The organism is Idiomarina sp. X4, assembly GCF_002808045.1.
GTDB lineage: Bacteria > Pseudomonadota > Gammaproteobacteria > Enterobacterales > Alteromonadaceae > Idiomarina.
Genome location: NZ_CP025000.1, coordinates 2,176,245 through 2,189,403, shown reverse-complemented (window position 1 = coordinate 2,189,403; position 13,159 = coordinate 2,176,245). Strand labels below are relative to the sequence as shown.

10 protein-coding genes are annotated in these 13,159 nt (G+C 45.8%); 3 read left to right on the top strand and 7 right to left on the bottom strand.

Features of this window, described 5'->3' with window-relative positions:
• Positions 1 to 7: 7 nt before the first annotated feature.
• Complete coding sequence (udk, locus tag CWC33_RS10585; RefSeq protein ID WP_088769362.1) at positions 8 to 640, bottom strand: uridine kinase; 633 nt, start codon at positions 638 to 640, stop codon at positions 8 to 10.
• A gap of 225 nt (positions 641 to 865) precedes the next feature.
• Here udk and CWC33_RS10580 point away from each other — a divergent pair, with 225 nt between their 5' ends.
• A complete protein-coding gene (locus tag CWC33_RS10580) occupies positions 866 to 3,637 on the top strand; it encodes a M16 family metallopeptidase (RefSeq protein ID WP_100691894.1) in 2,772 nt (923 codons plus the stop codon).
• 89 nt (positions 3,638 to 3,726) lie between these two features.
• Here CWC33_RS10580 and CWC33_RS10575 read toward each other — a convergent pair whose 3' ends face one another.
• On the bottom strand, positions 3,727 to 4,422 hold the full coding sequence (locus CWC33_RS10575) for a 2OG-Fe(II) oxygenase (protein WP_100691893.1): 696 nt from the start codon (positions 4,420 to 4,422) through the stop codon (positions 3,727 to 3,729).
• A gap of 7 nt (positions 4,423 to 4,429) precedes the next feature.
• Positions 4,430 to 6,019: a sensor domain-containing phosphodiesterase gene (locus tag CWC33_RS10570; RefSeq protein WP_100691892.1), complete on the bottom strand. Its 1,590-nt coding sequence runs from the start codon at positions 6,017 to 6,019 to the stop codon at positions 4,430 to 4,432.
• Positions 6,020 to 6,190: 171 nt separating this feature from the next.
• On the opposite strand from CWC33_RS10570, the gene CWC33_RS10565 reads away from it, so the two are divergent.
• Positions 6,191 to 6,889 carry a nucleoside-binding protein gene (locus CWC33_RS10565; protein ID WP_100691891.1) on the top strand — a complete coding sequence of 233 codons (699 nt, stop codon included), beginning with the start codon at positions 6,191 to 6,193 and terminating at the stop codon, positions 6,887 to 6,889.
• A gap of 11 nt (positions 6,890 to 6,900) precedes the next feature.
• On the opposite strand, the gene CWC33_RS10560 is transcribed toward CWC33_RS10565, so the two are convergent.
• Positions 6,901 to 8,259, bottom strand: coding sequence for an MBL fold metallo-hydrolase RNA specificity domain-containing protein (locus tag CWC33_RS10560; RefSeq protein ID WP_100691890.1), 1,359 nt, complete (start codon positions 8,257 to 8,259; stop codon positions 6,901 to 6,903).
• Entirely contained in the window at positions 8,256 to 9,596 is a 1,341-nt protein-coding gene (locus CWC33_RS10555; protein WP_157803492.1) for a GGDEF domain-containing protein, read from the bottom strand. Before CWC33_RS10555 ends, CWC33_RS10560 begins: the two co-directional genes overlap by 4 nt.
• A 199-nt stretch (positions 9,597 to 9,795) precedes the next feature.
• On the opposite strand from CWC33_RS10555, the gene CWC33_RS10550 reads away from it, so the two are divergent.
• A complete protein-coding gene (locus CWC33_RS10550; protein ID WP_100691888.1) occupies positions 9,796 to 11,472 on the top strand; it encodes an isovaleryl-CoA dehydrogenase in 1,677 nt (558 codons plus the stop codon).
• On the opposite strand, the gene CWC33_RS10545 is transcribed toward CWC33_RS10550, so the two are convergent.
• Positions 11,426 to 11,932: a DUF2937 family protein gene (locus CWC33_RS10545; RefSeq protein WP_100691887.1), complete on the bottom strand. Its 507-nt coding sequence runs from the start codon at positions 11,930 to 11,932 to the stop codon at positions 11,426 to 11,428. The two genes, CWC33_RS10550 and CWC33_RS10545, sit on opposite strands and share 47 nt — an antisense overlap.
• An 86-nt stretch (positions 11,933 to 12,018) precedes the next feature.
• A complete protein-coding gene (locus CWC33_RS10540) occupies positions 12,019 to 12,921 on the bottom strand; it encodes a GGDEF domain-containing protein (protein ID WP_100691886.1) in 903 nt (300 codons plus the stop codon).
• Between the last annotated feature and the right edge of the window lie 238 nt (positions 12,922 to 13,159).

The following is a 13,159-nucleotide window of genomic DNA, read 5'->3' as shown; positions in this document are numbered from 1 at the left end:
AACCAGTTTATTCCGCCAGCAACTGACGTATTTTTGTTTTTATAATGTCAATGGCTATTTCGTTCTGGCCACCACGAGTGACAACAAGATCAGCGTATTGCTTAGATGGGAAAATAAAGTCAAAAAACGCCGGGCGCACATACTGTTCGTATTGCTCTGTTACTGACTGTAAATTTCTACCACGCTCTTCAATATCGCGTTTAATACGACGCAGCAAGCAAATATCGAGGGGGGTATCCATAAATACGGAGATATCGAACTGTTCCCTCAGCTTTTCGTCCGTCAGTAATAAAATACCTTCAACCATAACTACCCTTGCCGGTGCCACTTTAATGGTTTCGGGAAGGCGGGTGTGCGTTTTATGGCTGTACTGCGGCATTTCAACCGCTTCGCCAGCCTTCAACTGTTTTAAGTGCTTCATGAGCAAGTCATGCTCGAAGGCCGCCGGTTGGTCATAGTTGGTCAGAACTCGCTGTTCCATCGTCATATGACTCTGATCGCGGTAGTAAGCATCCTCGGCGAGAATGGCGATACCGTCAGTGCCCAACTCCGCAACTAACTCCTGATAAACCGTCGAGGCAAACAAACTTTTGCCTGACGCTGAAGCCCCCGCTATTGCTATAACTGTCGTCTTATTCACCGTCTTATTCACAAGATACCGTATCTATTTTCTGCAAATCGCGCGCAATTATCCTTGATTGTCTGCGTAATTAAAAGACTTGACTGAAACCTTATTTATCACAAAAAACAGTGGGCGGTTTCAATATGTTTAATTTCGTTACAATTTAACAGGTCATTTATCGGGCACACCCCGCTGGGGTTTCGTATAGTAGTGGGGCTTATAAAAACAATATTGGGAATAATTATGAAGATGATGAAAACCCTCACTGCAGTTGCAGTGACGACGGTTCTTTTAGGCGGCTGCCAGTCAACAACATCGGCTAGTAATACAACCGCTGTTAGCCAGTCTCAGTTTCCTGAAGTGAAGGTTAACTACGAAACATTTACCTTAGATAACGGATTAACGGTTGTCGTTCATGAAGATCGCAAAGCCCCCATTGTTGCCGTTAACGTATGGTACGCCGTTGGTTCTAAAGACGAAAAGCCCGGTAAAACGGGTTTCGCGCACCTGTTTGAACATTTGATGTTTAATGGTACTGAAAACTACGACGACGAATATTTCGGTCCTTTTGAACGTGCAGGCGCCACTGAAATGAACGGTACCACCAACAACGACCGCACGAATTACTTTGAAAACGTTCCAACACCAGCGCTTGATATGGCGTTATGGATGGAGTCGGACCGCATGGGTCATTTGTTAGGCGCTGTTACTCAAGAAAAGCTCGACGAACAACGTGGCGTTGTACAAAACGAGAAGCGTCAGGGTGAAGCTCAGCCATACGGTAAAGCCTGGAGCTACATTGCCGAGCAAACGTTCCCGGAAGGTCATCCTTATTCATGGTCGGTTATTGGCTCGATGGAAGACTTAAATGCAGCGACACTGGACGACGTACACCAATGGTTTAAAGACTACTATGGTGCCGCCAACGCTGTACTCGTCTTAGCGGGTGACATTGATGTTGAAACCGCGAGAGAGAAGGTCACCAAATACTTTGCTGACATCGACCCAGGCAAACCGTTGAAAAAACAAGAAACCTGGGTCGCAAAACGCGATGAAACCAAACGTGCTACCATGGAAGACCGTGTTCCAGCCGCTCGTGTTTATAAAGTTTGGAATACCGCGCAAATGGGTACGGCTGACTCCGAATACCTTGAGCTATTCGCTGATATCCTTGCCAACGGGAAAAACTCTCGTTTGTATGAGCGTCTGGTCTATGACGAGCAAATTGCCAGCTCTGTTGGCGCTTTCCAATACGGTCGCACACTGGCCGGTCAGTTCATGATTACGGCTGATGCAAAACCAGGTGTTGAGCTTGAGCAAATCGAAGCAATTATTAATGAAGAGTTACAGCGCTTAATTAAAGAAGGGCCTACCCAATCAGAATTGCAACGTACTAAGTTTAGTACGACAGCAAACTTTGTACGCCGTGCTGAAAAAGTGGGTGGCTTTGGTGGTAAGTCAGACATTCTTGCCTCTGGCGCTGTCTACCACGACGACCCTGGCTTCTATGCACAGGAAATGGAGTGGACAAAACAGGCAACCGTCAGTGACATTCAAAATGTCGCTCAAAAGTGGTTATCCAGTGGCGACTTTGTTCTGAACGTTGTACCACAACCAAACTACACGGCGCAGGAAACGGATGCAGATCGTTCAGAGCTTCCTAATGTTGGCGACTTACCTCAGCTGGAATTACCAGAAGTTGAGCAGTTTACACTGTCGAATGGCTTAGATGTCTATTTGGCACAACGTACCGATACCCCAACCATTGAAATGAGCTTAGTCTTTGACAGTGGTTATGCGTCAGATGTTGGCGGTAAATTAGGTACAGCAAGCTATACCATGTCAATGCTGAAAGAAGGAACTGAGAGTTTGGGAGCGTTAGAGTTAAGTGAACGCTTAGAGTCTTTAGGTACCAACCTAAATGCCTCAGCCAGTCTGGACAGCTCTCGCATTAGCATGGACACGCTAAGCGTTAACTTTGCCGAAAGCTTATCGTTAATGAATGATGTTCTGCAAAATCCGGCTTTTTCAGAAGAAGAAATTGAACGCAAACGTTCAAATTGGATAGAGGGCATTCGCAAGGAAGAAGCTCGCCCTCAAACTCAGGCTCTGCGCGTTTTGCCTGGCTTAATGTTCGGTGATGGTCACGCATACAGCCAGCCGCTGACGGGCTCTGGTACGGTCGACTCAATTAAGTCTCTGACGCGTGAAGACTTAGTTGAGCATGCACAAACCTGGCTACGCCCGGACAATGCAAAACTGGTCATTGTGGGCGACACCACAGTAGAGCAAGCTAAATTATTGCTGGAAGAGCAATTTGCCAGCTGGCAGTCTCCGGCAACACCTAAGCCTGAAAAAACACTGGATGCGTCTGCAGCATCAAACGACAGTCGCGTTTTCCTGATTAATAAACCGGGAACACCTCAATCGTTAATTATTGCGGGGCAGCTTGCACCTTCAGGTCAAGTCGACAACGCCGATACCATTGACGTGATGAATACGATTCTCGGTGGCAGTTTCACCAGTCGTTTAAATATGAATCTCCGTGAGGATAAGGGCTGGTCTTACGGTGCTCGTTCTATATGGCTGGACAACGAAGGCCCCGGACTATTAATGGCACTTGCGCCGGTTCAAACGGACAAGACTCAGGAATCCATTCAGGAAATTGTCAAAGAGTTTACTCAGTATGAAGGCGATAAGCCGGCAACCGACGATGAACTTGCCAAAGTTAAAGCCAACAAAACAGCCAAACTTCCTGGCGCTTATGAAACCAAAGGCGCTTTATTGAGCGGGTTGATAAGTACCTTTAACAAAGGCAAAGACGTTGAGTATCTTGAGTCCTATGGTCAGCGCATCAATGCAATTACTCTGGATGATATCCAGGAAAGCGCCGATAATGTGTTAACACCAAACGCCATGACCTGGGTTATTGTTGGTGACTTAGCTGAAATTGAAGATAAAGTTCGCGAACTGAATCTAGGCGAAGTCACTATTCTTCAAAGTGACGAAGAATAAAAAGTAAAACAGGCTCAATAAAAAGCCCCGGCTTCATCGTTAAGCCGGGGCTTTTTTTACGCATTAACGCGAATTAATACATTGAACCGTTAAGCGCCAAATAACTGCTCGGCGCGACTATGCAGAATCCAGCTGGTAAGAATATATTTGTCATTAGACACCGGCGTTCTACCACGGTGAGTATGGGTGAAATACGCGGGAGCAATAACCATTTGTCCGGCTTTGGGCTTTAACGAACGCTCCTGGTAGTAAAAGTCGGTCTCCCCCCCTTCTTCCACATCGTTTAAATAGTACATAAATAACAAAGCACGATGCAGTGGCTCGGTTGAGCCTTTCTGAGGAAACGTCTCGCAATGCCAGTAGTTATAATTGCCCTCACCTTTACGATAGCGCTGCATTTGAATGGCGCCTACACGAAACAGCTTTTGCATAATCGCCATTTCATTGCCTTTGGCTATTTCATCAAAATTTTCATGGGTCAACGGAGTTGGCTGTTGAGTCTTCGGATGCTGAAGCGTAAGAGCCACAGGCGCAATTAACGCAAAGTGATATTTCTTAAAATACTGCAAAGCATGGTCTGCCGTCGTTTTTTGAATTTTCAGCAGTAAATCTTGATACTCTGCGTGAGAGTTGAGCATTAAGTCTGTGCTCGACTTTTTCTCCACATCCACTCCACCGCCAGTGCGGCCTTGAAAAGTATGTCCGGAGCTCTCAAAAGTATCAATCAACTGCTTACAAAAGTCTGACGACAATGCATTATCGTAAGTTTCTATAAAATCAGTCATAGGAAAATCAGTTTAGTAGTCGGTTTACTTCAGGGCTTGGTTTGCCAATATAGTAGCCTTGCAAGTACTCAATGTTCTGGCTACACAAGTAGCTGTTCACTTCTTCATTTTCAACAAACTCGGCAACAATAGGAATATTCAATTCCTTACAAATGCTAATCATGCCATTCAAAATGCTGGCACTGGTCTCGTCATATAAAACATTCTGAACAATACTGCCGTCAATTTTCAGATAGTCCGGACGTAAGCTAATTAACCGGGAGAAGTTCGAATATCCTACACCAAAATCATCAATCGCAATTTGGCCACCCAGCTGTCTTACCTCTTGCGCAAACGTCTGAACTTTTTCGAAATCCTCGGTCGATTCCGTTTCGGTGATTTCAAATATTAGCTGAGCTTTTTTGTGCTCCATGAGCACATACCGTATGAAATTTACGGTTTTGTCGTTGAGTATGTCTTCAATCGATAAATTCACCGATATCGCAACACCAAATTCTTCAGACGCTAACACCGCTTGCTCTATGACTGAACGTGTAATTTCACAGTAATAACGCGTCGTTTTTGCTTTATCTAGAAACATTCCCGGAGGTAAGTCACTGTTGTTGTCACGCATTCTCACCAGCGCTTCATAATAACTCGGACGCTCGTTCGAGGTGCTTTTAATTGGTTGGTAATAGTTCACAAAGCGGTGATCGGTAATGGCGGATTGAATTTTAGGAATCCAATTAACCTTGTTTTCTTTTAAGAACTCACGCTCTCGCACGACTTCTATTTTGTGCCCGGAATAAATTGCCTTCGCTTTTGATAAAGCACTCTCTGCGAGCTGCAGATGCTTGCTGTCACCGACCCCCATTCCTATGGCCACGTCCAAATTCGCCTCAACGTCACGCACTTCCAACTTAAGGTCAGACAAGGCTTCATAAAAGTGCAGTAAGTGACTTTCAAATAACGTAGGTATCATTCGAAAATCAGGAATGAGCGCAAACTTGTCGCTGTACAAGCGATAAATATTAATATGGTTCGACTTTAGCTGCTTTTGTGCCCATAAACTGAATTTACGAAGCAATTCGTCACCAAAGTCCAAACCATAGAAGTCCGCATAACTGCGAAATTTTCGTATATCAAGTACGGCCAGACATTGTGCTTTTACACGTTTCAGGTCGTTTAATAAGTCAACTCTGGTTGGTAACCCGGTTACCCGATCATAGCGCGCTTCTTGCAGAAGTTCGTCAAGGTGAACTTCGCGTGAGATATCCTGAAACAACAGAACCAGTTCATTTAGCGTACCCGCTTCATCGTAAAGCGGAATGGTCATGCAACGACACCAGTTCGTGCGTGTGTTGCTTTCAAGGCAAACCGTACCGTTCCAGCTGTTACCCGATTCAATTGCATAGCTTATAACTTCTGTTACATGCTGTCTGTTGTCAGGGTGCAGGAAATCACGAAACGCTGTGGTCTGTTTTAGGTAGTGAATATCGAGCAGCTTATGCATGGAGTCACTTAACCACCGAATGTGACCAGACGGCGACAGTCGGGCACAAAGCGCAGTAGACTCTAACGTATTTATGTACTGCTTTAACAAAAATTGATCACGCATTCGCGCTTGATTACCTCAGCGACTCAGTAGAGATGTTAGCTTTTTGTAATGTAACGAATTCGATTGAATAATAACAGCCCGCAATCGCAGATATTTCTTTAAATTTACAGTCCAGCTTGCGTATAATCGCTCCGTTTTTGCAAACTTGACTAAAATTTAGGCGCTTTATCCATGAAACACATCGTTTTCTCTTTGTTCATTCTTTTGGCTTTGCCTTTTTCAGCAACCGCAGAAAAGTATTGGTCAGACACCAGTCTCACCTACTTAAATGGTAGTGACTATGAAGTTGGCGACCCTGACCGCCAGGTTATCACTCTCGAGTACGTTGGCGGGTACAGTTGGGGCAAGATCTTCTCTTTCGCCGACCGTTTAGAATCTGATAACGGCGATACAGAAACCTATATAGAGGTCTCTCCGGAAGTCTACTTCGTGCAGTTTGAAGACAACATCGTCAACAATTTAAGCGTTACCACTACCGCAGAAGTTGGTGACGGTTTTACTCACTACCTTTATGGCATTGGCGCAGCTTTCGATGTACCCGGCTTTCAGTTTTTTGAAGTTGATGCGTACAGGAGAAACAATGATGGTTTCGACAACAACTACCAAGTGACCTTGTCTTGGGGAGTACCTTTCTCTGTTGGTGAAACCCAATGGATGTACGATGGCTTTTTAGATTACGCCTCTGGTATTAGCGGTATCGGTCCGGCTAATATGAACTTCACTTCACAGCTCAAGTGGAATTTATCGCCTTATTTTAACCTGTCTGCGCCACTTTACGTTGGTGTCGAGTACGTTTACTGGCGCAACAAGTTTTATATTGATGGTGTTAACGAGAAAAACCCGAATTTATTGATTAAATGGCACTTTTAAGTGCCATTTTTCTATAGATGATACACCCCTTGATAATCCGCGACTTCGACATCAAAAGACGTTGTTTGCATAAGGTGGTCGCGGAATGCTTCCAGGGCGTCCGGCTCGCCATGCACCAACTGAATCGCCGTATTGGGTTTTAATTCAGACTGCTTCAGCCACTGTGTAATTTCTTCATAATCCGCGTGCCCTGACAACCCCTCTAATGCTCTTATACGAGCCTTAACCGGGAGCCACTCTCCGTGCAGTTTAATCGACTCAACACCTTGTAACATTTTTGCACCGCGTGTACCGCCTGCCTGGTGGCCGCTGAACAGAACAGTTGCGCGATGATCAGCCAGCCAATGCTTGAAATGATGCAAAATTCGGCCTCCTGTTGCCATACCGCTACCGGCAATTATGATATGCGGTCCAGTTTGCGAGGCTATCGCTTTTGAATCATCAACCGAACGCGTGTACTCCACTTTGTTAAAGGTATTTTGACACTGAGCATCCGACAACTTATGCAAGTCATAAAACCGTTGATACAAGCCGGACACATTAATGGCCATGGGAGAGTCCAGGAAAATAGGCTGTCGTGGAATCCGCTTTTCATCCATTAATTTTACCAATAGATACTGTAGCAACTGGGCGCGACCTACTGAGAAACTCGGTATTAAAAGGACACCACCAGACTGAGAAGTTTCATTGACCACTTCCGCTAATTGCTCTTCTGCACTGTCGGTTGCCTGATGACGTCGGTCTCCATAAGTCGATTCCAGCATCAGTAAATCAAGTTCAGGCAGCGGTTCTGGCGGATACATCATAATGTCGTTCGGCCGACCAAGGTCACCGGAAAAGCCAACTCGCTTACCATCAGCTTCCAAAATAACGCTGGCAGCACCTAAAATGTGGCCCGCTTTTCTTAACGTAATAGTAATATCGCCAATGGAAAATTGTTGATGATATTCAACGCCTTGAAATAACGTCATAGACGCTTTCGCCGTGGCTTCGTCGTAGAGAGGTTCAGGTTTTTCATGCCGACTAAGCTTATGTTTACCAAGGTACTTGGCGTCCTCTTCTTGTATACGGCCACTGTCCGCCAGCAAAATGTCGCACAGACCGACCGTTGCGTGATGCGCAAAAACAGGACCACGGTAGCCATTTTTATACAGAACCGGAATAAAACCGGAGTGGTCTAAATGCGCATGTGTCAGAACCACACCGTCAACGTCCTGGATCCCCATTGGCAAAGGCTGCCAATTACGTCGGCGTAACCACTTATAGCCCTGAAATAAACCACAGTCAATCAAGAGTCGGGTCGAATCCGTTTCAACTAAATATTTAGAGCCCGTTACGGTTTCTGCACCGCCAAGAAATACAATTTTCATACAGCATCCTTTTCTATGCGATCACGGCCGTTTCGCTTTGCGTGTAATAACGCCCTATCGGCCCGGTCAACAGCGACCATAATATGTTCATCTTTTGATACCTGTGCCACACCAAAGCTGCATGACAAACGCTCTGCAAGCGATGGTATGACTATTTTCGATATACCCTCTCTCAGTTTATGCGCAACACCCACAGCATCGCTTTGATCGGTATCAGGGAGTAAAATCATAAACTCGTCACCACCAAAGCGACCGAGTACATCCGACTCCCGCAACTGCGCATTGACCGCATTGGTAATTTCAACAAGCGCTGAGTCACCAACAATATGACCATAAGTGTCATTAATTGATTTAAACTTATCGAGATCAAACATAATGACTGAAATAGGTTTGTTACGTCGCCGAGCCATTTTCAGTAGTAAGTCCGCTTGTTGCATAAAGTGTTCACGAGAGGCCGCGCTTGTTAAACCGTCTTGCGATACTTGATGCGTCAAGTATTGATTATGTGCGACTAGCGCCGGAACCGTTAATCCAAACCAAGCCGTTGACGCTATAACAGTGACCGCAAACTGATACACAATTGCGTAGTCCATTAACCCCAATAGACCAATAGAGAAGGCCGTAATGGTACTAAAGACAGCAAGTGCTATAGCGGTTTTTAATGGCGACTCGGTATAGGAAACCCAAAGCAAAGGTAAAATTAAAAAGAAGACCAGAAAGGCAGCCTCTTCATAGCTGGAAAACATAGAAATGATTAAGCAAACTGCCAGCATAATGACAATAATCAGCAACTTTGTAGAAAAGGACGACCAACTGCCCCCACCTTCGGTAAACTTTAAGCCACCTAGCCAGCGTTCTATTTGTGGGTAGCGCCAACTCACCAACGCAATGAAAATAGGCGTGAGCACAATAACGCCGCTCAAGTCCCCTATCCACCAAGGCAGCCAGGTGTACCAAAGCGCCTCAGCTTGAAGCAAATTACCGGAGATCATGACCTCAGTACCCAACCACGCCGCGCAAAATGACGACAGTGCAGCAATACCTAAAAACGTCATAATGGTGCTAGACAAACCGTGGCTGCCTAAGCGAAGTAGTTTGGAGCGCAATAACCACGCCCCTAAGAAATAAGGCACCGTATGCGCAAATCCAAAAATCAGACCAGTCACGAGTAAATCCTTGACCGGTGTTTGGTCACCGTATAAATCAGATACCCATAACGTTGTTACGATACTGCCAAGTAGTATTGCGGGAAAGGCTCGCCAGCTCATGACCAGAAATGCAGCGAACGTCAGCCCCGCTGGCGGAAACCAAATACTGGCGTGCGGAGCGTATTCCATTATTCCTGCAACACGCCACAAAATTATCCAGGCAAGCGCTAACAGTAATGTTCTTATAATTATTTGGCGCAATATAAACCGTCTTATTTTTTTTTAATTATGTCTCTAACTGTTATAAAAAAACACTCAAAAGGCAACCTTTAGTCTATTGACGGGGCTAATTTATCTTGCTTCACTCAAAGTTAATAAGGAGTGAAACATGACGCAACAATACCCAAAAGCCAATAAGTTCATGGCCAGCACACATGAAGTTGAAAACCAGCCGGAGCCGTTAGAAAACTATAATCTCTATTTAGCTGACAAGGCGCTTCAGGCGGCGGTTGAACGAGAGGGAGCCAGCTGGGCCTACTCTGATCTTATTGCTTTTGGTGCGCTGGCCGGTCAACGTGACAGTATTGAGCTTGGGTTTCAGGCAAACAAATATCCGCCGGAGCTGAGAACTCACGATCGCTATGGGCATCGTATTGATCAGGTCGACTTTCACCCCAGTTATCATCAGTTAATGACAACCGCCATTGAGCATGGGTTGCATGCCAGTCCCTGGAGCGACCCTAAACCGGGGGCTCATGTGGCTCGAGCGGCAAAATATTATCTGCATACCCAAGTCGAAGCGGCGCACGGCTGTCCCATTACCATGACCTTTGCAGCCGTTCCGGCGCTGCGTCACCAGCCCAGTTTACTGAAAGAGTGGGCGCCAAAAATCACAGCCCGCGTTTATGACCCGAGCAACCGCCCCCATACCGAAAAAAGCGCGGTAACAATTGGCATGGCAATGACCGAAAAACAAGGTGGGTCTGACGTGCGTAGAAACTCGACTCGGGCTTACGCCATTAGTCAAGAAGGTTCAGGTGAAGCCTATGAACTCATCGGGCACAAATGGTTTGTTTCAGCACCTATGTGTGACGCTTTTCTTGTGCTCGCACAGACGACAAACGGTTTATCGTGCTTTTTAGTCCCCCGTTGGCGCCCCGATGGCTCTAAAAACCCGCTACAAATACAACAGTTGAAACAAAAAATGGGCAATGCCGCCAATGCATCCTGTGAAACCGAGTTACGTGGCGCGCTAGGTTGGATGGTCGGTGAAGAGGGTCGCGGCATTCGCACTATTATTGAAATGGTCGCGACCACTCGCTACGACTGCATGATTGGTTCGTCGTCCGGCATGCGCCAAGCTGTGGCTCAAGCCATCCATCACGCATCGAATCGGGAAGCTTTCGGTGCCCGATTAAGTGAACAACCGCTCATGCAAAACTTGCTGGCTGACCTTGCAATAGAAAGTGAAGCAGCTATGACATACACCATGCGCATTGCCCGAGCAATGGACAACCAGAACAGCGAGCATGAAAAGCTGTTGTCCCGCATTGCCACACCCGTTGGCAAATACTGGATTTGCAAGCGTACACCGAACCATGCCTACGAGGCGATGGAAGTCATTGGCGGCAGCGGTGTTATGGAAAACCATATTATGCCGCGTTTATTCCGGGAGTCGCCGGTGAATGCGATATGGGAAGGCAGCGGCAATGTTCAGTGCCTTGATATTTTGCGCGCAATTGAAAAACAGCCGGAGGTTCTCGATGCGTACTTTACTGAATTAGAGAAGGCTCAGGGAGCGGATCGACACTTTGATACCTTTGTGCGTAGCTTAAAATCGGAATTTAGCGATATAAACACTCTGCAATATAGAGCAAGGACTATTGCAGACAAAATGGCGGTAGGCTTACAGGGAGCTTTATTGCTTCAACACGCCACAAATGATGTTGCTGACGCCTTTTGCGCAAGCCGCCTGGCGTCCAATAGTGGCTTGAATTATGGAACCATGCCGAGTGGACTTAACTGTGCGGCGATCGTCGAAAGGGGCGCGCCAACAAGCGAATAAATAGTTCACCGACAATGGCGAGCACTAAACCGCAAACCAAGCCAAATAGGATAGCCCCCGGGTTCAGCTTAACCGTGTAGGAAAAGTCACTTCTGACTTCCTGTTGTATGTCTGGTACGGGAGAAATAAAAGCCTGAGTGTAAGCATTCCAGGCGTTTTCGTTAAATTTATTCAGCGCACGGAGTAATAACTGATGGCGCGTGTAAATAGCGCTAATGCTTTGTCCTCCTTCCTGGAAGACGATATCGTCACTGGCCTCATAGTGAGCAATGAGCTGTTCGATATCACCATCGAAAAACTTCTCTGCTTCGTCTCTGAATGCATCAAGGCTTTTTTCTGACTCTATTAGATGAGCATTAAGGCTTTTGCCGTATTGATCAACAAAGCCCGGTAATTGAATACCAGCCAGTACGCCCAGAATCAGCAAAATAATTCTCAGGTAAGATGTGACAACACCCATGCTCTCTCCTTACGCAGTCTAAAACAACTCTAGGCTAGACCATGGACAATAATCAAACAAAATTACACGACTTAACGCAAGACTCACTAACCCGTCAGAACAACGGCGTTCTTGCCTTCCTTTTTAGCCTGATACATAGCCCGGTCTGCCCGCGCCATAATATTTTCAACAGTGTAATGCTCTGACGGTTTGTCGCATTGGCATAAACCAATAGACAAGGTGACTGGCAACTTTGCATGCCCTATTCCGCTGACTAATTCAGCTCTTAAGCGTTGCATCATTTGCTCAGCGTCACTTGCTGCAATCATCGGATGAATGGTCGCAAATTCGTCACCGCCAATGCGAGCAACATAATCGGTATGCCGACTGTGCAAACGAATAAGTTCAGCAATCTTTTGTAGGACTTCATCACCATACTGGTGACCGTACTCGTCGTTAATTTCTTTAAAGTCATCAAGATCAATAAAGCTGACTGCGAACGGCGTTCCATGCTGCTCCAACTGCGTAATTTCATCGGTCAACTGCGCTGTAAACGCTCTTCGGTTCATTATGCCGGTTAAATGATCCGTCAATGCCTGACGTTTTTCAAACTCCAGTTCCAAACGAATTTTATCTTCCGCTTTTTTAAGCAGCGTGTAATCACGAGCGATCGCAATACCGAACAATTCACCTTCAATTTCCATCTGGTTCAGCATAATATCAACGTAAAACTTAGAACCATCACGGCGAACGGCAGGAAAGATTAGGCCATTCCCCATTGAACGCCGCCCTGGGTGTTTAAAAAACTTGACCAGGTGTTCATCATGCTTTTCCCGGAACTCTTTAGGCAATAAGCTATTTAACGGCATTTCCAACATTGAAGACGACGAATAACCAAACATTGCCGCTGCTGCTTGATTCACAGCGACAATCAACCCTTCAGTGTTTATAACGACTGCACCATCAGGAATAATCTCGAGAAAATCGGTAAAGGCTTGTTTTACTTCCATGAGCATTCTCCGTTACAGCACAGCCCTTTAAAGCGAATGTTTTTAACTAAAATAACTTTTTAACTAAGATAACTAATATATAACAGTTCTGTTGAAGCTTTAAGCAAAATCGCCCAAAAGCCGTTGAGAATAGATTCTCCGAGGGTAGACTTTGACTCAGATCAAGTTGAATTACTGAATCCGAGTTACTGAGAATGTGGTATAGTGCAGGGAAAGTCACAGCAACTGTGATACCTAC